General features: G+C 66.2%; 25 protein-coding genes. 10 read left to right on the forward strand and 15 right to left on the reverse strand.

Going from position 1 to position 23,537, the window contains the following annotated elements; genetic code table 11:
* Nucleotides 1–52 precede the first annotated feature (52 nt).
* From EU800_RS27900 to EU800_RS08030, 8 genes are all read right to left on the reverse strand, one after another.
* Nucleotides 53–175 (reverse strand): hypothetical protein, encoded by a 123-nt coding sequence (locus EU800_RS27900; RefSeq protein ID WP_256369760.1) that lies wholly within the window; start codon nucleotides 173–175, stop codon nucleotides 53–55.
* A gap of 44 nt (nucleotides 176–219) precedes the next feature.
* A complete protein-coding gene (locus EU800_RS08000) occupies nucleotides 220–531 on the reverse strand; it encodes a hypothetical protein (protein WP_129630363.1) in 312 nt (103 codons plus the stop codon).
* Nucleotides 528–2,525 carry an acetyl/propionyl/methylcrotonyl-CoA carboxylase subunit alpha gene (locus EU800_RS08005; RefSeq protein WP_129630365.1) on the reverse strand — a complete coding sequence of 666 codons (1,998 nt, stop codon included), beginning with the start codon at nucleotides 2,523–2,525 and terminating at the stop codon, nucleotides 528–530. Before EU800_RS08005 ends, EU800_RS08000 begins: the two co-directional genes overlap by 4 nt.
* A gap of 147 nt (nucleotides 2,526–2,672) precedes the next feature.
* The gene (locus EU800_RS08010) at nucleotides 2,673–2,882 is read right to left on the reverse strand and encodes a hypothetical protein (protein WP_129630367.1); all 210 of its coding nucleotides are present in this window, start codon (nucleotides 2,880–2,882) and stop codon (nucleotides 2,673–2,675) included.
* A 313-nt stretch (nucleotides 2,883–3,195) separates the two neighbouring features.
* Entirely contained in the window at nucleotides 3,196–3,597 is a 402-nt protein-coding gene (locus EU800_RS08015; RefSeq protein ID WP_129630369.1) for a hypothetical protein, read from the reverse strand.
* Nucleotides 3,598–3,646: 49 nt separating this feature from the next.
* A complete protein-coding gene (locus EU800_RS08020) occupies nucleotides 3,647–4,030 on the reverse strand; it encodes a DUF6497 family protein (protein WP_129630371.1) in 384 nt (127 codons plus the stop codon).
* Nucleotides 4,027–4,383, reverse strand: a complete 357-nt coding sequence (locus EU800_RS08025; protein WP_129630457.1) for a hypothetical protein — start codon at nucleotides 4,381–4,383, stop codon at nucleotides 4,027–4,029. The genes EU800_RS08020 and EU800_RS08025 overlap by 4 nt, the downstream gene beginning before the upstream one ends.
* A gap of 98 nt (nucleotides 4,384–4,481) precedes the next feature.
* Nucleotides 4,482–6,014: an acyl-CoA carboxylase subunit beta gene (locus EU800_RS08030; protein WP_129630373.1), complete on the reverse strand. Its 1,533-nt coding sequence runs from the start codon at nucleotides 6,012–6,014 to the stop codon at nucleotides 4,482–4,484.
* A 152-nt stretch (nucleotides 6,015–6,166) separates the two neighbouring features.
* On the opposite strand from EU800_RS08030, the gene EU800_RS08035 reads away from it, so the two are divergent.
* Nucleotides 6,167–7,423 (forward strand): multidrug effflux MFS transporter, encoded by a 1,257-nt coding sequence (locus tag EU800_RS08035; RefSeq protein ID WP_242500436.1) that lies wholly within the window; start codon nucleotides 6,167–6,169, stop codon nucleotides 7,421–7,423.
* 45 nt (nucleotides 7,424–7,468) lie between these two features.
* Nucleotides 7,469–8,854: a short-chain fatty acyl-CoA regulator family protein gene (locus tag EU800_RS08040; protein WP_129630375.1), complete on the forward strand. Its 1,386-nt coding sequence runs from the start codon at nucleotides 7,469–7,471 to the stop codon at nucleotides 8,852–8,854.
* A gap of 6 nt (nucleotides 8,855–8,860) precedes the next feature.
* On the opposite strand, the gene EU800_RS08045 is transcribed toward EU800_RS08040, so the two are convergent.
* The gene (locus EU800_RS08045; protein WP_129630377.1) at nucleotides 8,861–9,103 is read right to left on the reverse strand and encodes a YdcH family protein; all 243 of its coding nucleotides are present in this window, start codon (nucleotides 9,101–9,103) and stop codon (nucleotides 8,861–8,863) included.
* 228 nt (nucleotides 9,104–9,331) lie between these two features.
* Here EU800_RS08045 and EU800_RS08050 point away from each other — a divergent pair, with 228 nt between their 5' ends.
* From EU800_RS08050 to EU800_RS08070, 5 genes are all read left to right on the forward strand, one after another.
* Nucleotides 9,332–10,327 (forward strand): peptidoglycan-binding protein, encoded by a 996-nt coding sequence (locus EU800_RS08050; protein ID WP_129630379.1) that lies wholly within the window; start codon nucleotides 9,332–9,334, stop codon nucleotides 10,325–10,327.
* A 230-nt stretch (nucleotides 10,328–10,557) separates the two neighbouring features.
* On the forward strand, nucleotides 10,558–10,884 hold the full coding sequence (locus EU800_RS27905) for a hypothetical protein (protein ID WP_371685596.1): 327 nt from the start codon (nucleotides 10,558–10,560) through the stop codon (nucleotides 10,882–10,884).
* Nucleotides 10,885–10,985: 101 nt separating this feature from the next.
* A complete protein-coding gene (locus EU800_RS08060; protein ID WP_129630383.1) occupies nucleotides 10,986–12,224 on the forward strand; it encodes an aspartate kinase in 1,239 nt (412 codons plus the stop codon).
* Nucleotides 12,225–12,260: 36 nt separating this feature from the next.
* Nucleotides 12,261–14,501: a phosphoenolpyruvate--protein phosphotransferase gene (gene ptsP, locus EU800_RS08065; protein WP_129630385.1), complete on the forward strand. Its 2,241-nt coding sequence runs from the start codon at nucleotides 12,261–12,263 to the stop codon at nucleotides 14,499–14,501.
* A gap of 261 nt (nucleotides 14,502–14,762) precedes the next feature.
* Nucleotides 14,763–15,077 carry a hypothetical protein gene (locus EU800_RS08070; protein ID WP_129630387.1) on the forward strand — a complete coding sequence of 105 codons (315 nt, stop codon included), beginning with the start codon at nucleotides 14,763–14,765 and terminating at the stop codon, nucleotides 15,075–15,077.
* A gap of 133 nt (nucleotides 15,078–15,210) precedes the next feature.
* Here EU800_RS08070 and EU800_RS08075 read toward each other — a convergent pair whose 3' ends face one another.
* Nucleotides 15,211–15,687: a GNAT family N-acetyltransferase gene (locus EU800_RS08075; protein ID WP_129630389.1), complete on the reverse strand. Its 477-nt coding sequence runs from the start codon at nucleotides 15,685–15,687 to the stop codon at nucleotides 15,211–15,213.
* A 152-nt stretch (nucleotides 15,688–15,839) separates the two neighbouring features.
* On the opposite strand from EU800_RS08075, the gene EU800_RS08080 reads away from it, so the two are divergent.
* The 3 genes from EU800_RS08080 (at nucleotide 15,840) to EU800_RS08090 (ending at nucleotide 17,788) form a co-directional block, all read left to right on the forward strand.
* Nucleotides 15,840–16,439: a MarC family protein gene (locus EU800_RS08080; protein WP_129630391.1), complete on the forward strand. Its 600-nt coding sequence runs from the start codon at nucleotides 15,840–15,842 to the stop codon at nucleotides 16,437–16,439.
* Nucleotides 16,440–16,505: 66 nt separating this feature from the next.
* Entirely contained in the window at nucleotides 16,506–17,117 is a 612-nt protein-coding gene (locus EU800_RS08085) for a flavin reductase family protein (RefSeq protein WP_129630393.1), read from the forward strand.
* 131 nt (nucleotides 17,118–17,248) lie between these two features.
* Nucleotides 17,249–17,788: an adenine phosphoribosyltransferase gene (locus EU800_RS08090; RefSeq protein WP_129630395.1), complete on the forward strand. Its 540-nt coding sequence runs from the start codon at nucleotides 17,249–17,251 to the stop codon at nucleotides 17,786–17,788.
* A gap of 16 nt (nucleotides 17,789–17,804) precedes the next feature.
* Here the strand turns inward: EU800_RS08090 and EU800_RS08095 are convergent, their stop codons facing one another.
* The 5 genes from EU800_RS08095 to thrC all read right to left on the reverse strand — a co-directional run bounded on the left by EU800_RS08095 (nucleotide 17,805) and on the right by thrC (nucleotide 23,491).
* The gene (locus tag EU800_RS08095; protein ID WP_129630397.1) at nucleotides 17,805–19,220 is read right to left on the reverse strand and encodes an FAD-binding oxidoreductase; all 1,416 of its coding nucleotides are present in this window, start codon (nucleotides 19,218–19,220) and stop codon (nucleotides 17,805–17,807) included.
* A gap of 66 nt (nucleotides 19,221–19,286) precedes the next feature.
* Nucleotides 19,287–20,123, reverse strand: coding sequence for an MBL fold metallo-hydrolase (locus EU800_RS08100; RefSeq protein WP_129630399.1), 837 nt, complete (start codon nucleotides 20,121–20,123; stop codon nucleotides 19,287–19,289).
* A 136-nt stretch (nucleotides 20,124–20,259) separates the two neighbouring features.
* On the reverse strand, nucleotides 20,260–20,844 hold the full coding sequence (locus EU800_RS08105) for a GNAT family N-acetyltransferase (protein WP_129630401.1): 585 nt from the start codon (nucleotides 20,842–20,844) through the stop codon (nucleotides 20,260–20,262).
* Nucleotides 20,844–22,106, reverse strand: coding sequence for a pitrilysin family protein (locus EU800_RS08110; protein ID WP_129630404.1), 1,263 nt, complete (start codon nucleotides 22,104–22,106; stop codon nucleotides 20,844–20,846). Before EU800_RS08110 ends, EU800_RS08105 begins: the two co-directional genes overlap by 1 nt.
* Nucleotides 22,103–23,491: a threonine synthase gene (gene thrC / locus EU800_RS08115; protein WP_129630405.1), complete on the reverse strand. Its 1,389-nt coding sequence runs from the start codon at nucleotides 23,489–23,491 to the stop codon at nucleotides 22,103–22,105. Before thrC ends, EU800_RS08110 begins: the two co-directional genes overlap by 4 nt.
* Between the last annotated feature and the right edge of the window lie 46 nt (nucleotides 23,492–23,537).

The raw sequence follows: 23,537 nt of genomic DNA on the forward strand, positions 1-23,537 counted from the left end.
CAGAGGTCGCGGCGAGGATATAGCCCTCGTAGCGGTTCATCCAGCCGAGCCTTCAGCCGATGGCATGGGCCAAGAGGGCGAGGAACAGAACCAGCAGGAGCCAGCGGCGCGGCGAGCGGCGGATCTCCGGCACGGCGAAGCAGAGAGCGGCGGTCGCGCCGATTGCCGTGACCATGATCCAGATATTCTGTTGCGCGGCGGCGCGTATCAGACGGACGATCAGGCCGGCGAGATCATGGGTGGCACCATCATCGCCGAGCTTGGCCTGGACCGAACTCGGCAGCGGATCGAGACCGAGGGCGGCGAGGAGGAGGCCGAGGCGTATTCGCCCGGATTCACACCGTAGCCGCCCGAAGCGATCTGCTCGGCCACAGCAAGGTGGATATAGACGTCGTCAAGCGGGTATTCGAAGACGCCGGCGTTGAAATAGGCGGCGAACTGGAGAACCGCGAACCCCGCGAGCACGCTCGCCATCGCGGCGAGCGGCAGCCTCGCGGGCGTCGCATGCGTCCGTGTCGCCGCTCCGGTCACTCGAATTCCATGATGACATCATCTACGGCGAGGCTGTCACCGGGCCGGGCATTGACCTTCGAAACCACGCCCTGACGTTCGGCGCGCAGGATGTTCTCCATCTTCATCGCCTCGATCGTGCAGAGCGGCTGGCCCTCCTGCACCTCGTCGCCGACGTTGATGTCGAGCTTCACCACCAGTCCGGGCATCGGGCAGAGCAGCATGCGGGACGTGTCGGGCGGTACCTTCTTCGGCATCAGCCGCGCGAGTTCGCCCTGCCGCGGCGTGAAGACCTGGACCCGGTAGTCGGCGCCGCGGTAGCGGATGCGGTAGCCGGTCGCGATCCGGTCCACCTTGAAGAAATGCTTGCGCCCGGCGATGTCGACCTCGGCCAGCGTGTCGCCCGGCGTCCAGCGGCTCTTCATGCCGATGCGGCGGTCGTCGAAAACGACGGTGGTGCCGTGCCTGTTGGCTTCCACCGTCAGAGGGAATTCCTCGCCATCGACCTGAATGATCCACTCGGTGCCCACCTTGCGCTTGTGGTTGTCCATCGTGCCGGAGATCCGCGTGCGCCGGATCTCGGCAACGCGGAACATGCCGGCCGCACAGGCCGCCACCCGCTTCTTGCCCGCCTCGTCCAGCTCTACGCCGGCGAAACCGTCGGGATACTCCTCGTCGATAAAGGCGGTGGTGATATTGCCGTCGATGAAGCGCTGGTGATCCATCACCGCGGAGAGGAAGGGGATGTTGTGGCCGATCCCCTCGACCTCGAAAGCGTCGAGCGCGTCGCGCATATGGTCGATCGCCTTTGCCCGGGTCGGCCCCCAGGTGCAGAGCTTGGCGATCATCGGGTCGTAGAACATCGAGATCTCGCCGCCTTCGTAGACGCCAGTGTCGTTGCGAACCCCCTTGTCCTGGGTCGCGGCCTCCGCCGGAGGGCGATAGCGGGTGAGCCGGCCGATCGAGGGCAGGAAGCCGCGATAGGGGTCCTCGGCATAAAGGCGGCTCTCGATCGCCCAGCCCTTGATGCCGACATCCTCCTGCTCGATGCCGAGTTCCTCTCCCGCGGCGACGCGGACCATCTGTTCGACGAGGTCGATGCCGGTGGTCAGTTCGGTCACCGGGTGCTCGACCTGGAGCCGGGTGTTCATCTCGAGAAAATAGAAATTCTTCTGGCCGTCGACGATGAACTCCACCGTGCCGGCGGAGGCATAGTTGACCGCCCTGGCCAGCGCGCAGGCCTGGTTGCCCATCGCAGCTCGGGTCTCGGCATCGAGGAAGGGGCTCGGCGCCTCCTCGATCACTTTCTGGTTGCGCCGCTGGATCGAGCATTCGCGCTCGTTGAGATAGATGCAGTTGCCGTGCTTGTCGGCCAGCACCTGGATCTCGATATGCCGCGGCTGGGTCACGAATTTCTCGATGAAGATCCGGTCGTCGCCGAAGGATGACGCGGCCTCGTTCTTCGAGGACTGGAATCCCTCGCGCGCCTGTGCATCGTCCCAGGCGATCCGCATCCCCTTGCCGCCACCACCGGCGCTGGCCTTGATCATGACCGGATAGCCGATATCGCGCGAGATCCTGACTGCCTCGTCGGCATCCTCGATCAGCCCCATATAGCCGGGAACGGTGTTGACGCCGGCCTTCATGGCGAGCTTCTTGGAGGTGATCTTGTCGCCCATGGCCTCGATCGCCGAGGCCGGCGGACCGACGAAGGCCACGCCCTCGGCCTCCAGCGCCTCGGCGAATTTCCGGTTCTCCGACAGGAAGCCGTAGCCGGGATGCACCGCCTCCGCGCCGCTCTTGCGGATGGCGTCCATCACCTTGTCGATGACGATATAGGACTGGTTCACCGGGGACGGGCCGATATGGATCGCCTCGTCGGCCATCTGCACATGCAGCGCGTTCTTGTCGGCATCCGAATAGATGGCGACTGTCTTGATCCCCATCGCCCTGGCCGAACGGATGACGCGGCAGGCGATCTCACCCCGGTTGGCGATCAGCAATTTCTTGAACATTGTCCCTCCCCCTGTCGTCTCTTCCTCCACGCGGGGCAGTTCTGCCCATCCCGCATGCGGACATGAAAGCGGCCACCGGCGCGATCCGCGCCGGTGGCCGTCGTGTTGTTACGTATGGACTGGCCTGCAGGAGCCAGTCCGCTCTGCTCAATCGAGCGCGTAGGCGACGTCGTCGGCCAGCGCCCCGGCCGCCGCACCGACGACCGCGCCTGTCGCGACGCTGGTGCCGGCGACTGCCGCCACACCAGCCCCCGCCGCCGCGCCCACTCCGGCGCGTTGCAGATCCGTGCCCTGAACGCAGCCGGCCAGCAGGCCGGTTCCGACGACGACAGGCACGATCCAGAAGCTTCTTGCCATTCTTGTTCTCCGTTCCGCAATGTTTGCGGCCGCAGAATGATCCTGCGGGAGCGGAGTTGGAAGACCCGACGACGACGATCGGCGATATTCCGCAAGTCGTTCTCAGAAAAGAAAAAAGGCAGCCGTGCCTTGGGGGGGCGCGGCTGCCGAAAGTCGGAAGGGGTACTTGTCAAGATCCCGGACACGGCGGCTGTAGTGGGATGCGCCGCATCTGCGCCATTGCTGCCCCGAGTCGCGGCGCCGGCACAGGCACAGCTTGCCGCAGCCCCGATCTGGGCCGATTCCCGCCGTTTTGCATCGCGGACCGGCGAAATCATGCCCAATCCTCGTCGTCTTCCGGCCCGCTCTCGGGATCGTCGACGATCTCGAACCCGTCGAGCACATCGGGAAAGGCGCGTTGCACCGCCTTCAGGTCGACCCGAAGCAGCGCCTCGTAGCTCGCATCATCGAAATTCTCTTCCGCCGGCAAGATCTCGCGCCCGAAGAGCCAGCTCAGCCGGCCTGCATCGAGATTGCCCCGCTCGAAAGGCGCGTCTCCGAAATGCTCGAGGATCGCCTCGAGGAATGCCGCGTCGGCGCGCCGGTCCGCCGGCCTGCGGTCGGCATAGCGCTCACGCGCGCGCAGCGGCGTGGCGCCGCCCTTGTTCGCCCGTCGCAGCGTGAACTGGTAATCTGTCCCGGCCAGCCGGCTCGGGAACCCCCGGTGCTTCAGCATGGCGCCCTCCAGCCGGCGCCGACCTGCGCCGATGATGCCCCTGCCCGCGTCATTCCCAGACACATCCGTCTTCGGTCGGCCGGTACGCGCCGATGAACATCGTGGCATCGGGGTCGTGCACGCCGCGCTCGACCGCTCGGTCCATGAGCGTGATCACCACCTGGTCCACGTCGCCGACCTCGGACGCAGCCGCCAGCCCCTCGCCGTCACACAGCGCGTCGATGTCGTCGACCACGTCGTCATATCCCAGCTTGCCCTCTCCCGCGCCGATCCGCGTGGTGACGTAGCGCAGGGTGAGCCATCGCTCGCCTCCGGACTGCGCCTCGATGAACCGGTCGAGAAACGCCACCGTGAGCCCAGAGGGCATCACGATTTCCTGCGCCTGGGCCGCCGCACCTGTCCAGAGGGCGAGGCTGACTGTCAGCCATCTCATCCCCGCACGCCTCCTGCCATTCGCACCCACCGCCGCCGGTTCGCCGGCGCCTCCAGGACCTCGGCGATCCGAGCCTCGAGCCCGGACCGGTCGAAGCGCGCCGTCGCGACGCGACCGCCGGCCCGCACCGCCAGCCCGTCTGCGCCCGCGGTCACTTCGACCACCGGCGAGAAGCCCCGCTGCCGCGCCAGCGCCCGCCAGATGTCCTGACGAACCTGCTGCGCCACGCGCTCGCGCGCCGCATGCGGAAGGATCGTTTCGGCCGCGATATCGAACCGCGCCGGCAAATGCCGCGCCAGCGTCAGCCGCGCCCCCTCGCGCCGCACATGCCACAGCGTCCCGCTCACCGGCATCGCTCCCGATTCCCCTGCCGATTCATCGTCGTCATCCATCCTCGTGCTATCTGTCCGGACATGCTTTGGAACGCGGCGCTCCCGACCGCGCCGCCGCGCTAGAGCGGAATGTTGCTGTGCTTCTTCCACGGCATCGCCCGCTTCTTGTGCCGCAGGCTCGCAAAGGCCCGCGCCACCCGCTTCCGGGTCCGCCGCGGCTGAATCACCTCGTCGATGAAACCGCGCTCGGCGGCCACGAAGGGGTTGGCGAAGCGCCGTTCGTATTCCGCCGTCCGTGCCGCGATCTTCTCCGGGTCGCCGAGTTCGGACCGGTGCAGGATCTCCACCGCGCCCTTGGCCCCCATCACCGCGATCTCGGCCGTGGGCCAGGCGTAGTTGATGTCGCTCTTCAGGTGCTTCGAAGACATAACGTCGTAGGCCCCACCATAGGCCTTGCGGGTAATCACCGTCACCTTCGGCACCGTCGCTTCGCCATAGGCGAACAGGAGCTTGGCCCCGTGCTTGATGACGCCGCCATATTCCTGGTCGGTCCCCGGCATGAAGCCCGGCACGTCGACGAAGGTCAGGATCGGGATCTCGAACGCGTCGCAGAACCGGACGAACCGCGCCGCCTTCTTGGAACTGTCGATGTCGAGGCAGCCCGCCAGCACCATCGGCTGGTTGGCCACGACGCCAGTCGTCTGCCCCTCGATGCGGATGAAGCCGGTGATGATATTCTTCGCGTGCTCCGCCTGAATCTCGAAGAAATCTCCCTCGTCGGCCACCTTGGTGACCAGCTCGTGCATGTCGTAGGGCGTATGCGCGTTGTCCGGCACCAGCGTGTCGAGACTCTCGTCGGCGCGGCTCGGATCGTCGAAGAACGGCCGCACCGGCGCCTTCTGCCGGTTGTTCATCGGGAGGAAATCGAACAGGCGCCGGATCTCGACCAGCGCCTCGACGTCGTTCTCGAAGGCGCCGTCCGCCACAGAGGATTTCCGCGTGTGGGTCGAGGCGCCGCCGAGTTCCTCGGCGGTCACCACCTCGTTGGTCACCGTCTTTACCACGTCGGGCCCGGTGACGAACATGTAGGAGGTGTCTTGCACCATGAAGATGAAGTCTGTCATCGCCGGGGAATAGACAGCGCCCCCCGCGCATGGCCCCATGATGACCGATATCTGCGGGATGATGCCCGAGGCGTCGATATTGCGCTGGAAGACCTCGGCATATCCCGCGAGGCTGTCCACACCTTCCTGGATCCGGGCGCCGCCGGAATCGTTGAGCCCGATCACCGGCGCGCCGTTCTGCACCGCCATATCCATGATCTTGCAGATCTTCTGGGCGTGGCTCTCCGAGAGCGAACCGCCGAATACGGTGAAGTCCTGCGAGAAGACATAGACGAGCCGACCGTTGATCGTGCCCCAGCCCGTGACCACGCCATCGCCCGCCGGCTGTTCGGCCTGCATGCCGAAATCGGTGCAGCGATGAGTGACGAACATGTCGAACTCTTCGAAGGACCCCTCGTCGAGGAGAAGGTCGATCCGCTCCCGCGCCGTGAGCTTGCCCTTCTTGTGCTGGTTGTCGATGCGGCGCTGGCCGCCACCAAGCCGGGCCGAGGCCCGCCGCGCCTCGAGTTCCTCAAGAATATCCCTCATTTCGCCTCCCCCTGATCGTTTTACCGGTGGTAACGTCCAAGGCCGCCTCTCGGAAAGAAAAAAACGGGAAATTTGCAAATATTTGGCAAGCAGCCTTTTGCAAATCGCAAAACTGCGAACATAAGGCCGCGCTTCCCGCTCCGCCTGAGCGGATGGACAGCACGATCGCCAGCGTCTATTTCCGCTTCATGTCAACGCCCGTAAAGATCACTTTTCTCGATCGTTCCACCCCGCCGCATATTTCCACGCTGGTCCTGCTCGCAGGGATCTCGGCGATGAACATGTCGATCTTCCTGCCGTCGCTGCCCGCGATGACAGAGTATTTCGGAACCGACTATTCCGTCATGCAGCTCTCGGTTTCGCTCTACCTCGCAACGACCGCGGTTCTTCAACTGCTCATCGGCTCGATCTCCGACCGGTTCGGCCGCCGTCCGGTCGTCCTCTGGTCCATCGGCTTTTTCATTGTCGCGACGCTCGGATGCTTGATCGCGCCGAATGCCGCGGTCTTCCTCGTCTTCCGCATGCTCCAGTCGACCGTCGTGGTCGGCATCGTGCTCTCCCGCGCCGTCGTCCGCGACACCTACCCCCAGAACGAGGCCGCCTCGCGGATCGGCTATGTCACCATGGGCATGTCACTTGTCCCGATGGTCGCACCGCTGATGGGCGGCACACTGGACGAGCTGTTCGGCTGGCATTCGGTCTTCGTCTTCCTGACGCTGGCGGGCGCGGCGATGCTCTGGCTCTCCTGGCGCGATCTCGGTGAAACGGCGACCAACACGGGCGCCTCCCTCGCCCAACAGGTCCGCGACTATCCCGAGCTTCTGGTCTCTCCCCGATTCTGGGGCTACGCGCTGGCAACCGCCTTCACCTCCGGTGCCTTCTTCGCCTTTCTCGGCGGCGGCCCCTATGCCGCGGGCCAGATCTTCAAACTCTCGCCTCAGATGACCGGCCTGTGCCTTGGCGCACCGGCGATCGGCTACATGGCTGGCAACTATCTGTCCGGTCGCTTTTCCGCTCGGTTCGGAATCAACCCGATGATCCTCTGGGGCGCCCTCTTCTCGACCGCGGGCCTCGGCCTGTCGCTTGCCCTCGGCATCTTCGGGCTGCACAGCCCCCTCGCCTTTTTTGGCCTTATTGTCACGCTTGGCGTCGGAAACGGCATGATCATTCCCAACGCGACCGCGGGCATGCTCTCGGTGCGCCCGAAGCTTGCCGGAACGGCGAGCGGCCTCGGCGGTTTCATCATGGTCGGCGGCGGCGCCGCGCTCTCGGTGATCGCCGGACATATCATCGAAGGGGCAGCGACACCGATGCCGCTTCAATGGCTGATGTTCGTGGCCGCCGCGCTCTCGCTCGCCTCGATCCTTGCGGTAATCCGGCGGGAGCGCGTCATGCAGCTTGCGCCCTGAGCTTTGCAAAGCGAAGATCGCTAAAAGCGAAGCTGCAAAGCAACCATGGCCCAGAAGAAACTCTACGTCGGCGTAAAGCTGCGCGAGATCCGTACGCGGCTCGGGCTGACACAGAAGGTCTTTGCCGCGAAGCTAGGGGTTTCGCTGCCCTATCTCAACCAGATGGAGAACAATCACCGCCCGGTCTCGACCTCCGTCGTACTGGCGCTGGCGCAGGAGTTCGGCCTCGACGTGACCGAGCTCAGTTCCGGCGACACCGAAAGGCTGGTCGCCGACATGCGCGAGATCCTCGCCGACCCGGTCTTTTCCGACACGCCTCCACTCGCCGATCTTCGGCTGGCCGCCTCCAACGCCCCCGCACTGACCCGCGCCTTTCTCGAGCTTCACTCGGCCTACCGCCGCACCCAGGAACGCATGGCCACACTCGACGCCGCGATCGGCCAGCGGGCCGATGTCGTGGCCGCATCGCCATGGGACGAGGTCCGGGACTTCTTTCACTATATCGACAATCATATCGATGCCGTTGATCGCGCCGCAGAGTTCTTCGCCGGCGACGACCCGATGAAGGCCGCCGAGAGGGAACTCGAAAAACGTGGCATAACCACACGGTATTCTGAAGAAACCGTCGTGCGCGCATACGACCCTTCGGCGCGCAGCCTGACCCTCTCGGCGCGCGCCAGCCCGGCGACACGGAACTTCCAGATTCTCCACCAGATTGCACTTTTCACACAAAGGGACCTGCTCGAGGCCACGCTCGACCTGGCCCGCCTGCAAAGCGCGGACTCGCGCTCCATTGCGCGTATCGGACTGGCCAATTACTTCGCCGGCGCTGCGCTCCTGCCCTATGGCCGCTTTCGCGCAGCAGCGCGCACGATGCGGCACGACATCGAGCGCCTGGCGCACCGCTTCGACGCCTCGCTCGAACAGGTCATGCACCGGCTCTCGACCCTGCAGCGGACCGGCGACAAGGGCGTGCCGTTTTTCTTCGTCTGTGTCGACCAGGCCGGCAACATCACCAAGCGCCATTCGGCGACACGGCTTCAGTTCGCACGGTTCGGCGGCGCCTGCCCGCTTTGGAATGTGCACCGCGCCTTCGAGACGCCGGGCCGCTTCCTGCGCCAACTCGCCGAGACCCCGGACGGGGTGCGCTACCTGCTGCTCGCGCGCGACGTCTCGAAACCCGCCGGCGCCTGGGGCACCCCGGATCGCCGCCACGCGATCGCGCTCGGATGCGAAGTCGGCCATGCCGCCGAGTTGGTCTATGCCGACGGGCTCGACACCGGCAATCCGGCTGCCTATGAGCCGATCGGCACCTCCTGCCGGATCTGCGAGCGGCGCGACTGCCACCAGCGCTCGATCCCGCCGCTGGAGCGCCAGTTGCGATTCCCGGAGAACCGGCGGCAGCTCTTGCCCTACGAGATCGGCGAGTGAAGGGGATCAGGAGGCGGATCTGAGCCGGCGATAGATCTCGTCCTTGAGGAGCATCCGCCGCTTGCGAAGCTGATGCTCCGCCAGTTCCTCCATCGGGCGTTCGTAGGTTTCGGCGGCGTGGATACGCAGGTTCAGCGCCCTGTACTCCTCGACCAGCGCAGCGAAGAGCGAGTCCTCGACGACGAGCGCATCGATCAGCTCGCGCTGGTCGGGAAATTCCTCTGCCAGTTCGTGCGGAACCTGCGACATGGCTTCCTCCTCCTTTTGGCGGACCCTCCGATGCGAACATGCCTCCGCCACGGCGCCCCGGCCGTCCGCGACCTGATTGATAGGCCTCTCGCACGACCTGCCGCCTTGATCTGGCGCAATTCCGCGCGATCCGGGCTTGGCGATTGCCCGCGGCGGTGAGTTGTTGGAACATATGAGCGTGGTCGAAAGTTGGTACACACGGGCGTAGCCGATGAGGAGACAGCGAGGATGGTTGAACGGACAAGACTGTATTGGACCGGGGGAACTCTGGCCGCGGTGGGCTGCCTGGTCGGCTTTACGGTGCTGGCACAGCAGGATGGCACGGACAGCGGCGGCGCCTTCCCGACTTTCCAGATGACCACGCCCAACTCCTCGGATACGACGCCTTCCGACACCGGTGGCGCGCCGGCCTTTCCGACATTCGACCTGGCAGCGCCCGAAAGCGGCGGAGCGATCACTCCACAGGGCGCGGGGTCCGAGGCGTCGGACCTGATACGGGTGGGAAGCTGCTACATCGCCCAGGACATCCCCGCCAGCGACCCCGAGATCGTCGTCGAGGTGGAGATCGATTCAGAAGGAAAGGTCGCTTCCCTGCCGGAATTGGTCGAACCCGAACAGCCAACCGTCGAACAGCGCCTGATCTTCGTCAATCTCGTCACGGCACTCGAGAGTTGCGCGCCTTACGGCGCCGGAAGCGCGGGTCGGCACCGGCTGGCGGCCACCGAGGACGATGTCCGCCTTGTATCCGACAGCACGGTCGCGGTTCCCGCGCCTCCACCGCAGGGTCCGATCCCCGGCGCGGCGAGCTGGCTCCCGGGAACTCCGGATACCGAGGCGGATCTCGAGCTGTCCCGCCGCGAGAAGGCCGAACTCCAGGCCCGTCTGATGGTGATGGGCCATGACCCGAACGGCATCGACGGCATGCCGGGCAAGGGCACACGCGCCGCGCTCAAGGCGTGGCAGGAGGCCAACGGCATTCCGGCGAGCGGCTATCTCGACCAGATCCAGATGACGATCCTGATGCAGCAATCCGAACCGGCCTTCGCGGCCTGGCTCCAGGATCCGGCCAATCGCGAGACCATCGAGAGCGCCGCTGCCGCCGCGCCCGTGGCACAGAAAAAAGCAAGCGGCAACAATCGCGCCAAGCTGCCGCCGGGATATTTCTGGTACAAGGGGCGCATGTGCAAGAAGGTGTTCGGCAGCAGAGTGCTCTCTTGCAGGTAGGACAAATTCGATATTGAGGCCGGACTGGCCCTCGGTCGCGTGGAAGTTGGATCCGCTCGGAGTTTCGATAATCTATCGTGTTGCCGAACAAGCTTACACAGCAAGATTGACGTAGCAGACATCGGCCCCGGTTGCCCGAGATCGACGAACCCGAAGCCATGGCCATCCCTTTTCGAACATTCCCAGAGAGTGGCGGCGTCGTCCCGCATCCTGGGGCGGGACGGAAGCCTGTGGAGGCGCTTCGGCCCCGCGACCTCGTGCTGACACGGGACGATGGCGCTCTGCCCCTCCGCTGGATCGGACGGAGGCAGGTAATTGGACAGGGGAATACGACGCTGGCGCTGATCGAGACCGACGTTCTCGGCAACTCGCGACCGCCGCGTGCTGACGCACGGTCCATGATCGACGAGACGCCACTTGACCCGCCGGACCTACCCGATACTGCAACCGAAATGATCTCCACCCGACCAATCCTGACGGTCCGAGAAGGCGCCGTTCTGGCAGCCGAAGCGTTGTCGCGCGAGGCTGGTTCGGAGCGCCGAGATCACGCCACCTGAGCAATACGACGCCGCCTTGCGGTCGGATTGCCGCGCCTCTTGCGTCCCGTTCCCCCTTCCCCTATCCCGGCGCCGGAACAGACGGAAGGAACGGGCGGGCCATGCCGCTTCTCGTGATGAAATTCGGCGGCACCTCGGTCGCCACGCTCGACCGGATCCGGCGTGCCGCCAAGCGCGTCGGTCGCGAGGTCGCCAACGGGTATGACGTCATCGTTATCGTCTCGGCGATGTCCGGAAAGACCAACGAACTCGTCGGCTGGGTCGAGGAGACCTCGCCCCTCTTCGACGCCCGCGAATACGACGCGGTGGTCAGCTCCGGCGAGAACGTGACCGCCGGCCTGATGGCGCTGACGCTGCAGGAGATGGACGTCCCCGCGCGGTCATGGCAGGGCTGGCAGGTACCGGTGCAGACGACGCCGGTCCATGCCGCGGCGCGGATCGAGGCGATCCCGACAGACAATATCAATGCCAAGTTCGCCGAAGGCATGAAGGTGGCCGTGGTCGCAGGCTTTCAGGGTATCGCCGCGGACGGACGGATCACCACGCTCGGCCGCGGGGGCTCGGACACCACCGCCGTCGCCTTCGCCGCGGCCTTCGGCGCCGAGCGCTGCGACATCTACACCGATGTCGACGGCGTCTACACGACTGACCCGCGAATCTCGTCGAAAGCACGCAAGCTCGACCGGATCGCCTTCGAGGAAATGCTGGAACTCGCAAGCCTCGGCGCCAAAGTGCTCCAGACCCGCTCGGTCGAACTCGCCATGCGCTACAAGGTGCGCCTTCGGGTGCTGTCGTCGTTCGAGGAATATGACCCCACAGCAGGCACGCTGGTCTGCGACGAGGAGGAAATCATGGAAAGCAATGTCGTCTCCGGCGTGGCCTACAGCCGCGATGAGGCCAAGGTTACGCTGATCTCGGTCGCCGACCGCCCGGGCATCGCCTCCGCCATCTTCGGCACGCTCTCGGAGGCGGCCGTCAACGTGGACATGATCATCCAGAACATCTCCGAGGAAGGCCGCACGGACATGACTTTCTCTTGTCCGACCAACCAGGTCGCCCGGGCTGACCGGGCGATGCAGCAGGCGCGCGAGAAGGGGCTGGTCAACTTCCACGACCTGGTGGTGGACAACGATGTCTGCAAGGTTTCAGTCGTGGGCATCGGCATGCGCTCGCACACGGGCGTCGCGGCGAAGATGTTCGAAGCCCTCTCCAAGGAAGGCATCAACATCAAGGTCATCACCACGTCCGAGATCAAGATCTCGGTTCTGATCGACCGGAAATATCTGGAATTGGCCGTGCAGGCGCTCCATGATGCCTTCGGGCTGGAGATGGCGGGATAATCGCATCCCGCCGGTCTCCCCAAGGGGACGGGACAGGTGAGCGAGACCCAATCAGGCAGCAGGCGACTGCTGGGGCGGCTGAAACAGGCCCTCGCCGAACCGGCCGAGGGACAGGAAAGGCTTGATCGCATCACCCGGCTGATCGCCGAGGAGATGGGCGAGCCTGTCTGCTCGATCTATCTCTTCCGCGATGACGTTACGCTCGAACTCTGTGCCACCGAGGGCCTGAAACCCGAGGCGGTGCACCAGACGCGGATGCGACTCGGCGAGGGCCTCGTGGGCCGCGTCGCCGCCTCCACCAAACCGGTCAACACTGGCAACGCGCCGGCCGAGGCGGGTTTCCGCTTCATGCCGGAGACCGGCGAGGAGATCTATTCGGCCTTCCTCGGCGTGCCGATCCAGCGGCTTGGTGAACGCCTCGGCGTGCTCGTGGTCCAGTCGAAGGACCAGGAGCCGTTCGATGAGGACGAGGTCTACGCGCTGGAAGTGGTCGCCATGGTTCTGGCCGAGATGGCCGAGCTCGGCGCCTTCATCGGCGAGGGCGCGGCGATGGCTGCGCTGCACCAGCATCCGGTGATGCTGCGCGGGAAGGTCGGCCAGGAAGGCGCCTGCGAGGGCCAAGTGCTGCTGCACGAGCCGCGCGTGGTCGTCACCAATCCCTTTGCCGACGATGCCGAAGCGGAACTCAACCGGCTGCGAGAAGCGATCGACAAGCTTCGCGTGTCGGTCGACGAGATGCTCAATGTCACCGAACTCGGCGACAAGGACCAGCTCGACGTGCTGGAAGCCTACCGAATGTTCGCCAATTCCAAGGGCTGGCTGCGTCGGATGGAGGCGGATATCAACCGCGGCCTCTCCGCCGAGGCGGCGGTTGAGAAGGAACAGACCGCGGCGCGCGCCCGGATGGAGCAGGTGCCCGACCCCTATCTGCGCGACCGGTTGCACGATCTCGACGACCTCTCCAACCGGTTGCTGCGGCTGTTGACCGGACAGGGCAGCAATACCGGCGTCGAGATGCCGGAGAACCCGGTTCTGGTCGCCCGAAACATCGGCCCCGGAGAGCTTCTGGCCTATGGCCGCGGGCTGCGAGGCATCGTGCTCGAAGAAGGCTCGGTCGGCAGCCACGCGACGATCATCGCGCGCGCGCTCGCGATCCCGCTGGTCATCAATTGCGACCGCATCACAACCGAAGCTCTGAACGGCGACCGGATCATGGTCGACGGCGAACAGGGAACGGTCCATCTCCGCCCCGAGGAGTCCGTCGCCACCGCTTTCCGCGACAAGATGGCGATGATGACCAAGGCGCAGGAGCGCTATGCCTCGATCCGCCGCGTCCCCGCGACCACCGTTTACGGCCCGACGATCCGGCTCGACATGAACGCGGGCCTGATGGCCGACCTGCCCTCGCTCAGGTCATCGGGCGCCGATGGCGTGGGCCTGTTCCGGACCGAGCTGCAGTTCCTGGTGCGGTCGAAATTCCCCAGCCGGGGCGAACTCGCGGCGAACTACGCGCGCGTGCTCGACGCCGCCGAGGGCAAGCGCGTTGCCTTCCGCACACTCGACATCGGCTCCGACAAGGTGCTGCCCTACATGAAGCCGCAGGACGAGCCCAATCCGGCGCTCGGTTGGCGGGCGATCCGAGTAGGGCTCGACAAGCCCGGCGTGCTCCGGATGCAGCTCCAGGCGCTGATCCGCGGCGCCAAGGGGCGGCCGCTCACCGTCATGTTCCCCTTCGTCGCGCAATTCGACGAGTTCCGCGCGGCGCGGCGGCAGCTTCTGGACGAACTCGACCGCGAGGAGCGGCTCGGACATCCGTTGCCCAAGACGGTCGAAATCGGCGCGATGCTCGAGACACCGAGTCTCGCCTTCGCGCCGAAGCAGTTCTTCGAAATGGCCGACTTCATCTCGGTTGGCGGTAACGACCTGAAGCAGTTTTTCTTCGCCGCCGACCGCGAGAACGAGCGGGTGCGCCGGCGCTACGACACACTCAACGTCTCCTTCCTGACCTTCCTCGAATGGATCGTCATGCGCTGCGGCGAGACCAAGACCGATCTCAGCTTCTGCGGCGAGGATGCCGGCAGGCCCGTCGAGGCGCTTTGCTTCGCCGCCATGGGCTTTCGCACGCTGTCGATGCGGCCGGCCTCGATCGGCCCGGTCAAGCACCTGCTCAGGCGCTCCAACCTCGCCGAGGTGCGCGAGGTGATCGACGACGCCCGCGCCAGCGGCGCGCAATCGGTGCGCCCGGCCGTGATGGACTGGTTGCGCCAGCAGGGGTGATCTCCCGGACGTCCCGCACCGAAACGGCGCGGACCTGCCGAAAAGACCAGTCTGGAGCGACGCTTCGGCGGGTTGAGGCCATCGCATTGGGCAGATAGAATTTTCTTTCAGGATCAGGATCGTGGACGCCGTCCGAGACGGCGCGTCCGCGTCCCATCCCCAACCTGCTCCGCGAATCCGGACAGGTCGTATCGGTGTGTGCGCCGACCTCGATGATCAATGTACCGGTCGGTACAGACTACTTTGGGGAGACAGCACGAGTTGAGCGACGTTCTGCGACTTGAGATTCCACGCTGCCGCAGCGATTCCGCCCGCCGGGTGCTGACCCGGATTGCCTGGCGCGGGTACATGCCGCCCGAATCCGACGGGACCCCGAACGTGCTCTGGCAGGTCCCCGCCGACCAGGTGGATCTCATCCGCTCGGTGCTGCGCCGGAACCGGCGGCTGGCGGGGGATTCCGTGACAGTCTGGGGCGCCGTTGACCGGGTCTGCGAGATGATCGCAGCGGAATCGGACCGCACGGGCGTGCGCCCCTGCTATCATCACACGCCTCCCGATACCGGAGCGCCGGACTGACACCGGCCGTGGGACGCCTTCTGCTGTTTCAGGAGTAGACCTCGGCGAATCTGGTCGGGCTATCGTCTCTTGCGACCGCTGATATCCATTTCCGGGAAAATCTACCCAGTTCCGTGCTGCCGGGAGGCGACCCTCATGCTGTGCCGTCCGCCCGCTCCACCTTGCCGGTGATACCGGCCCAGTCGCCGATGCCGAGCACCCGGTCCGGGTTGGTGGGCGGCGGCATCTCCACGCCGTCGAGGCGGGTGAAACCGAAACGCCCGTAATAGGGCGCGTCACCGACCAGCATCATCCGCGTCCATCCGATGGCTTCGGCCCGCGAAATGACTTCCCGGATCAGCACCCCGCCGAGCCCCTCGCCCTGCCGCGTGGGGTGAATCGCCACCGGCCCGATGAGCGCCGCATCGCGGCCGGCGACGCGCACCGGCCAGACGCGGATCGCCCCGGCGAGGATACCGTCCTCACGGGCGACCAGGCACAGGAGCGCCAGCGGCGCCACGCCCTCGCGAAGACGGTAGGAGGAGAGCGCCTCGCGGCCCGGCGCGAAGCAGAGATCGAGCAGAGCCTCGACCTCCCACCAATCCTCGCTCCGCTCCTGCGCAAATTCCAACCGGATGTCCCTTCGCCCGACCGACCCCGCTCCTAGCACGCTCCCCGGGTGCCCGCAAAGGCAAGCTGCCGCAACCGCCTTGGCGGGCCTTGACGGTGCGACAGGTCGGCGGGAGCATCGCGCCGGTCCGGAGACCGTTGGAGAAACCCAAGATGTCACAGCACCTTCAGGCCATCGCCACGCTGTTTTCGCTCGTGAACCCGCTGGTCTGCGCGTTGATGTTCGCGAGTATCGCGCGCGGGCAGAGCCGTGGCGCCGCCCTGCGCAGCGCCACTGGCGCCATGCTCACCGTCGCCGCGGTGCTGGTGATGGCGGCCTTCGCCGGTGCGCCGCTTCTGAAGCTCTTCGGCATCTCGCTCGACGCCTTTTCGGTGGCCGGCGGTGGCGTGCTGATCTTCATCGGGCTGTCGATGATGAAGGGCGACGGCACGCCCGCCGCGAGCGCCGATCCCGGCGCTTCGCCCGATATCGGCAAGCTCGTTCTCTTCGCCGCGAGCCCCGGCACGATCACCGGCGTGATGACCCTGACCGCCGCGCATCGCGGCACTTCCCTGCCGGTCACGGCGCTGGTGGCCATCGCCGTTGTGCTCTCCGTCACCTGGATCCTGCTCGTGGCGAAATCCCGACGGCCGCTGCCCGAACACCAGGGCCTCGCCCACGACATGGTGAGCCGCTATATGGGGCTGATCATTATTGCCATGGGCATTCAGTTCGCCCTCACGGGGTTCAGATCCTTCATGAGCGGCGGCTGACCTGCGCCCTTTCGGCTGGAATCGCCGCCGGCGGCGCGCTACATGGAGCCGCAAAGGAGACGCTGCATGTTCTACCGCCCCCAGGACGACCACGGCCTGCCCCACAATCCGTTCAATGCCATCGTCACGCCGCGCCCGATCGCATGGATCTCGACCCGTGGCCCGGACGGCACGGAGAACCTCGCGCCCTATTCCTTCTTCAACGCCGTGGCCTACACCCCGCCGCAGGTCATGTTCGCCACTACCGGCAAAAAGCATGATCGCGAGGGCACCAAGGACACGCTGGCCAATATCCGCGACAGCGGGGTGTTCGCCGTAAATGTCGTCGAATACGCCATGCGCGAGGCGATGAACCTGACCTCGGGCCCCTGGGACAAGGACGTGGACGAAGCGGAACTGGCCGGGATCGAGCGCGCCGAGTGCCAGGAAATCAATTGCGCCCGCATCGCCGGGGCGCCGGCAACGCTCGAATGCCGGCTGAGGCAGATCGTCGAGCTTGAGGGGCCGGCGAACCTCGTCGCCTTCGGCGAGGTGGTCGGTGTCCACCTGCGCGACGACTGCATCGTCGACGGCCGTTTCGACGTCACGCGCTACCAACCGCTGACCCGAATGGGGTATCGCGACTTCGCGCGGATCACCGAGGTCTTCTCGATGCCGCGGCCCGGCGAGCAGGTCTGAGCCGCCGCAACCGGCGTCACAGTGGCGCAATGCGTCGCCGATCCACTGCCACACCCTTGTTCGCAAGGCGCAAAGACGCTTGAGTGATGCCGGCCAATCACGCGACGGCAAACCGGGAAGGAGCGCGCGCCATGGGCAATCACAAATCGGTCAGGGACTATATCCGCACCATCGCCGACTTCCCCCATGAAGGGATCATGTTCCGCGATGTCACGACGCTCTTTGCCGACCCGCGAGGCTTGCGGATCGCCGTCGACCAGTTGCTGCACCCCTATGCCGGCACGCCGATCGACTGCGTCGTCGGCCTCGAGGCGCGCGGTTTCATCCTCGGAGGCGCGGTGGCGCACCAGCTTGGCATCGGTTTCGTGCCGGTCCGCAAGAAGGGCAAGCTGCCCGGTCCGGTGATTTCCGAGGCCTACACGCTGGAATATGGCGAAGCGGTGGTGGAGATCCACGACGACGCGATCGAGCCGGGCGCGCGCGTGCTCGTCGTCGACGACCTGCTGGCGACGGGTGGCACGGCCGAGGCCGGGATCAAGCTCGTCGAGCGGCTCGGCGGCGAGGTCATCGGCTGCGCCTTCGTCATCGACCTGCCAGCGCTCGGCGGCCGGACAAGGCTCGAGGCGATGGGGATGGACGTCCACACGCTCTGCGAGTTCGAGGGCGACTGAGGCGGAGGTCCCGCGTTCACTTCATGCGCAACACCGCACCGGGATTCATGATGCCGGCCGGATCGAGCGCCTGCTTGATCGCCCGCATTGCGGCGAGCCGCGCCGGGTCGCCGTAGCGCTCGAGATCACCCACCTTGAGCCGGCCGATCCCATGCTCGGCGCTCACCGAGCCGTTAAGGTCATGCACGAGATCGTGGATCCGGCGGCTGATCTCGTCGCGCCTGCCAAGGAACTCCGAGCGGCTGTGACCCTTCGGCGGATAGGTGTTGTAATGGAGGTTGCCGTCGCCGAGATGGCCGAAGCAATTGACCCGGAACGGCCCCAGCCGGGCCATCATCTCGTCGCCCCGGCGGATGAACTCGGGAATGGTCTCGATCGGAACCGAGATGTCATGGGAGGAGGTCGCGCCGATCAGCCGGTTCGCCTCCGGTATCGCCTCGCGCATCCGCCAGAAGGCGGCGCGCTGCGCCTCCGATCTCGCGATCAGGCCATCCGAGGCAAGACCGGCCTCGGCGGCTTTGGCAAAGAGCGCCTCGAGTTCGGAATCGGCATCGAGCCCGGCAAAGAGGCCGAACTCGACCAGCGCGCTCCATTCCGGCGGATCGGCGAAGGGCTGGTGCAGCTCCGGCATAGTCTCGGCGAGAAAGTCCAGCCCGGTTCGATGGATCAGTTCGAAGGCGGTGATTCCCTCGCCCAGCCGCGCCTTCGCCATGGCGAGGATATCGAGCGCCGCCTGCGGCCCCGCAACCACCATCAGCGCCGCGCCGACCGATTGCGGCCGTGGAAAGAGCCGGAGGCAGGCTGCGGTGATCACGCCAAGCGTACCCTCCGAGCCGACCAACAGGTTGCGCAGATCGTATCCGGTATTGTCCTTGCGGAGCCGCTTGAGCCCGTTGAGGACCGCGCCGTCCGGCAGCACTGCCTCGATTCCGAGGCAGAGGTCGCGCGCGTTTCCATAGCGCAGCACGTTGACACCGCCGGCATTGGTGGCCAGCAACCCGCCGATCTGCGCGCTGCCCTCGGAGGCCAGAGAAAGCGGAAACAGCAGGCCCGCCGCCTCGGCACGCGCGTGGACATTGGCGAGGATCGCGCCGGCCTCCACGACCAGCAGCTGCTCCTCGGGATGCACCGACCGGACCCGGTCCATCCGCTCCATCGACAGCAGGATCGGCCTCGGCACCCCTTCTCCGACCTGCCCGCCGACCAGCCCGGTGCCACCGCCATAGGGCACCACCGGCACCCGCGCCGCGCCAGCCTGGCGCAGGACCGTGGAGACCTCGGCGGTCGTCCCCGGTGTAACCAGAAGCGCGTCGGCACAGTGGAACCGGCCGCGCAGCTCGTCGAGATAGCGCGATTCGAGCGGCCGGAAACAGGCGGCGGGCAGCGCCGCGCGCAGGTCATCTTCCAAGCTGTCGCTGGCCGGGTTCAGCATCGCCGGGGCCTCCTTCACCGGAACGGTCAATCACGCCGGTGCGGAGGGCGCAAGGGTCCGAATGGCTTAGAGATCAGCGTCGTCGTAGCCAAGGAAGCGCGGCTCGAGCACGACCACGGTCGGCTCGGAGGGCAGGCTACGGAGCGAGACCTCGAGCGCGCGCTCCCTGCGCATGTCGATCCGGAACGCATCCGACATGCCGGCCAGGAAGGTCGCGAGCGATCCCGAGGAGAAGGAATGCATCGGCAGCACGATCGAGGAGCGGAACTGCTTCAGCACCTCGATCATCACCGGTATCGGCAGGGTCATGCCGCCATCGACTGGCGCCATGACCACGTCGAGCCGGCCGATGGCGGCGTATTGCTCGGGTGAAGGCACCTGGTGCAGATGGCCGAGATGGCCGATGCAGAGCCCCGCCACCTCGAAGATGAAGATCGAATTGCCGTCGGGCTCGGGCGCGCCTCCGAAGCGCCCACGGATGTCGGTCGTCACGTTGCGCACCAGCATTTCGCCGAGGTCGAGATGGTGTTCGGCCGGACCGCCCATCGGGTCCCAGCCGCGCAGCACATGCGGGATCTCCGGGTCCGGCGCCGCCGTCCAGTGGGTGGAATGGGAATGATTCATGGTGACGACGTCGGGCACGAGGGGGTCCGCGCCGATAAAGCCGTTGTAGTCGGTCACCGCCGCAAGGCCGCCCGGAGTCTGCAGGAGATACATCGAGTGGTCGATATAGCTGAGGCGGACGGTGTCTTCCGGCAGCGGATCGCGGTAGCCCGCGCGCCAGATCACCTCGAGTCCGTGCGTGTTCTCGACCAGAGCGATGCAGTGGCTCGGCCGGCGATCCTGCGCGTGAACGGCCGTTGCGAGAAGAAGGGCGGCGAGGCAGGCGAGAAATCGGGCCATGGAGACGTCTCACTGGTCTGGTTTCAGGTGTGCGAGGCGAAGTCTTCCACGGATTGGCCGCGGCGCCGCATGACAAATTCGTGTGCTCGGTGCGCGCACGAGAGTCGCGGGCGGGGCGTCGGCGCGGCGGGCGGGGTCAGGTTGCGGACGAACGGCCCCGGCGGTCGGCGCGCAGATTGGCGTAGAGCACATGGTTGCGCCAGCGTCCGTGGATCTGCAGATAGCTCTGCGCCACACCTTCGTATTTGAAGCCGCAGGTTTCGAGGCAGCCGCGGGAGGCGGCATTCTCGGGCAGGCAAGCTGCCTCGACGCGGCTGAGATCGAGCGACGTGAAGGCATGGTGGGTGACGGCCAGAATGGCCTCGCGCATGTAGCCCTGCCGCGCGAAAGGTGCGCCCACCCAGTAGCCGAGCGTGCCGGCCTGGGCCGGGCCACGGCGGATATTGTCGAGCGTGATCGCTCCGAGCAGCGCCTCGTCGCCGCGCCGGATCAGAAAGAGCGGCAGCGCCGAGCCGGCGGAGAGCGCGCGCTGCGCCCAGTAGACGCGGTTGGTAAAGGCCTTGCGACCGAGATGGTCGGGCGCCCAGAGCGGCTCCCATTTCTCCAGGAAATCGCGCGAATCCGAGCGCAGGCTGGACCAGGCGCGGAAGTCGGCATGGACTGGCGGACGCAGCAGCATCCGCTCCGTGACGATCCGCAGCTTTTTCCGGCCGAGCCGCATCAGGCCGCGAGCCTCTCTTTCAGCGTCCCCAGATCGGGCGCATGTGCGGCCGGCCCGTAGAGCGCCAGCGCCGCTTGCCGTGAATCGATGAGCTTGCCGGCGAAGTCGCGCACACCCTGGCGGTCCACCGCGTCGATTCGGGCCACCGTCTCCTCCAGCGGCGGAACCCGGTCCCAGATTGCGACCAGACGCGCATGGCGCTCGGCGCGCGAAGACGGGCTCTCGAGCCCCATCAGCAGGCCCGCCTTCATCTGAGCGCGGGCGCGGTCGACCTCGGCATCGGTGACGTCGGAGGCCACGCGCCGTAGCTCGTCGACGGTGAGCGTCGCGAGCGCGTCGATCTGGTCGGCCGAGGTGCCCGCATAGAGCGTCAGCATGCCGGTATCGGCATAGGCGCCCGCCTGGGCGAAGATCGAGTAGCAGAGGCCGCGCTTCTCACGGATCTCCTGGAAGAGCCGCGAGGACATGCCGCCGCCCAGGAGCGAGGCATAGATCTGCGCGGTGTAGACATCCTCGTCGTCATAGGCCGGGCCTTCGAGGGCGAAGGTGAAGTGAACCTGCTCCAGATCGCGAATCTCGCGCCGTTCGCCGCCGAGGAAGCGGGCCTGGTCATGACGGCTCAGCGTCAGCGCCGGCAGGTGGCCGAAGGCCGTCTCCGCCAGCCGCATGATCTCGTCGTGATCGACCGCGCCGGCGGCCGACAGAACCATCTGGCCGGGCCCGTAATGTTCGGCCACGAATCGCGCGAGATCGTCCCGCGCAAAGTGGCTGACGCGTTCGCTGGGGCCGAGGATGGTACGGCCGAGCGGCTGGTCCGGATAGGCCGCTTCCTGAAGCCAGTCGAAGACGATGTCGTCGGGCGTGTCGAGCGCCTGACCGATTTCCTGCAGGATCACGCCCCGCTCGACCTCGATCTCGGAGGGGTGAAACACCGGGTTCAGGACGATATCGGCGACGATATCGAGCGCCAGCGGCACATCCGCCCGGAGCACGCGGGCGTAATAGGCCGTCGCCTCGCGGGAGGTATAGGCGTTGAGATAGCCGCCGACATCCTCGATCTCCTCGGCGATCTGCAGCGCCGTGCGCCGTTTCGTGCCCTTGAAAGCCATGTGCTCGAGGAAATGGGCGATACCGTTCTGATCGACCCGCTCGTGGCGGCCGCCGGCATTGACCCAGAGGCCGATCGAGGCGCTGTCCAGGCCCGGCATCGGCTCGGTGACGATGCGCAGCCCGTTTTGCAGCTTGTCCAGTCTGACGCTCAAGAAGCGCGCCCTTCCCTGATGATTTTTTCCAGCGCGTCGAGATCGTTGGCGACGCGGGTGACGCGCTCCGGACGCTCATACAGATCCGCCATGCGATTGGGAAGAGGCGGGCGCTGGCCGGTGGCGGCCTCGACCGCGTCGGGGAACTTCGCCGGGTGGGCGGTGGCCAGCGTGATCATCGGCGTGTCGACCGATTGTTCCTGCGCGACCTTCACGCCAACCGCCGAATGCGGGCAGAGAATCTCGCCAGTCTCGGCGAAGGTGGTGGCGATCGCGGCCGAGGTCTCATTCTCGGAGGCGCGGCCGGAGGCGAAGGTCTCGCGCAGGATATCAATGGCACCCTGCGAGATGGTGAAGCCGCCCTGCCCCTTCAACTCGTCCATGAGCTGGGCGACGGCATTGCCGTCGCGGCCATAGGCGTCGAAGAGCGCCCGCTCGAAATTGGAACTGACCTGGATATCCATCGACGGGCTGATCGACGGCGTGACACCGGAAGTGACATAGCCGCCAGAGGTCAGCGCGCGGTGCAGGATGTCGTTCTGGTTGGTGGCGATGGTGAGCTGCCGGATCGGCAGACCCATGCGGCCGGCGATGTAGCCGGCGAAGATGTCGCCGAAATTGCCGGTCGGCACGGTGAAGGACACCGGCCGGTGCGGCGCGCCGAGGGACACGGCAGAGGTGAAGTAGTAGACGACCTGCGCCAGGACCCGCGCCCAGTTGATCGAGTTCACACCCGCGAGACGCACTTCGTCGCGGAACTCGAAATGGTTGAACATGTCCTTCAGCCGCGCCTGGCAGGCGTCGAAATCGCCGTCCACGGCGAGGGCGTGGACATTGGACTCGGTGGGCGTCGTCATCTGGCGGCGCTGCACCTCGGAGACGCGGCCGTGCGGAAAGAGGATGAAGACATCGACCGCGTCGAGACCGCGGAAAGCCTCGATCGCTGCGGAGCCGGTGTCGCCGGAAGTGGCGCCGACGATGGTGACCCGCTCGCCGCGCCGTTTCAGCGCCACCTCGAAGAGCTGGCCGATGAGCTGCATGGCGAAGTCCTTGAAGGCCAGCGTCGGCCCATGGAACAGCTCCAGCAGGAAATGGTTCGGCCCGAGCTGGGTGAGCGGCGCGCGGGCCGGGTGGCCGAAACCGGCATAGGCGCGTCCAATGGCCGCGCGGAACTCGGCTTCGCCGAAGCTCTCTCCAAGGAAGGGCCACATGACGCGGAAGGCGGCCTCTTCGTAGGTCAGGCCCGCGAGGGCCGCGATGTCACTTTCGGGCATCACCGGGATCGACTCGGGGACATAGAGGCCGCCATCACGGGCGAGCCCGGTGAGCATGGCCTCCTCGAAACTGAGGGCGGGCGCCTGGCCGCGGGTGGAGATGTATTTCATCGCGTCTTTCTCGTGGTTCGCGGAGCGCGTCCGCCCCAAACCGTCC

Source organism: Tropicimonas sp. IMCC6043, from assembly GCF_004146235.1.
In the GTDB taxonomy this organism is placed as follows: Bacteria; Pseudomonadota; Alphaproteobacteria; order Rhodobacterales; family Rhodobacteraceae; genus Tropicimonas.

Bases quoted from the DNA above. Each gene is read 5' to 3' on its own strand.
- EU800_RS08045 (WP_129630377.1), bottom strand. From the start codon at position 9,103: ATGTCGCAGGTTCCGCACGAACTGGCAGAGGAATTTCCCGACCAGCGC.
- EU800_RS08025 (WP_129630457.1), bottom strand. From the start codon at position 4,383: ATGCCGGTGAGCGGGACGCTGTGGCATGTGCGGCGCGAGGGGGCGCGG.
- EU800_RS08105 (WP_129630401.1), bottom strand. From the start codon at position 20,844: ATGCGGCTCGGCCGGAAAAAGCTGCGGATCGTCACGGAGCGGATGCTG.
- EU800_RS08015 (WP_129630369.1), bottom strand. From the start codon at position 3,597: ATGCTGAAGCACCGGGGGTTCCCGAGCCGGCTGGCCGGGACAGATTAC.
- thrC (WP_129630405.1), bottom strand. From the start codon at position 23,491: ATGAAATACATCTCCACCCGCGGCCAGGCGCCCGCCCTCAGTTTCGAG.
- EU800_RS08060 (WP_129630383.1), top strand. From the start codon at position 10,986: ATGCCGCTTCTCGTGATGAAATTCGGCGGCACCTCGGTCGCCACGCTC.
- EU800_RS08085 (WP_129630393.1), top strand. From the start codon at position 16,506: ATGTTCTACCGCCCCCAGGACGACCACGGCCTGCCCCACAATCCGTTC.
- EU800_RS08090 (WP_129630395.1), top strand. From the start codon at position 17,249: ATGGGCAATCACAAATCGGTCAGGGACTATATCCGCACCATCGCCGAC.
- EU800_RS08050 (WP_129630379.1), top strand. From the start codon at position 9,332: ATGGTTGAACGGACAAGACTGTATTGGACCGGGGGAACTCTGGCCGCG.
- EU800_RS08005 (WP_129630365.1), bottom strand. From the start codon at position 2,525: ATGTTCAAGAAATTGCTGATCGCCAACCGGGGTGAGATCGCCTGCCGC.
- EU800_RS08030 (WP_129630373.1), bottom strand. From the start codon at position 6,014: ATGAGGGATATTCTTGAGGAACTCGAGGCGCGGCGGGCCTCGGCCCGG.
- EU800_RS08080 (WP_129630391.1), top strand. From the start codon at position 15,840: ATGTCACAGCACCTTCAGGCCATCGCCACGCTGTTTTCGCTCGTGAAC.
- EU800_RS08095 (WP_129630397.1), bottom strand. From the start codon at position 19,220: ATGCTGAACCCGGCCAGCGACAGCTTGGAAGATGACCTGCGCGCGGCG.
- EU800_RS08040 (WP_129630375.1), top strand. From the start codon at position 7,469: ATGGCCCAGAAGAAACTCTACGTCGGCGTAAAGCTGCGCGAGATCCGT.
- EU800_RS08100 (WP_129630399.1), bottom strand. From the start codon at position 20,123: ATGGCCCGATTTCTCGCCTGCCTCGCCGCCCTTCTTCTCGCAACGGCC.
- EU800_RS27900 (WP_256369760.1), bottom strand. From the start codon at position 175: ATGGTCACGGCAATCGGCGCGACCGCCGCTCTCTGCTTCGCCGTGCCG.
- EU800_RS08035 (WP_242500436.1), top strand. From the start codon at position 6,167: ATGGACAGCACGATCGCCAGCGTCTATTTCCGCTTCATGTCAACGCCC.
- EU800_RS08010 (WP_129630367.1), bottom strand. From the start codon at position 2,882: ATGGCAAGAAGCTTCTGGATCGTGCCTGTCGTCGTCGGAACCGGCCTG.
- EU800_RS08020 (WP_129630371.1), bottom strand. From the start codon at position 4,030: ATGAGATGGCTGACAGTCAGCCTCGCCCTCTGGACAGGTGCGGCGGCC.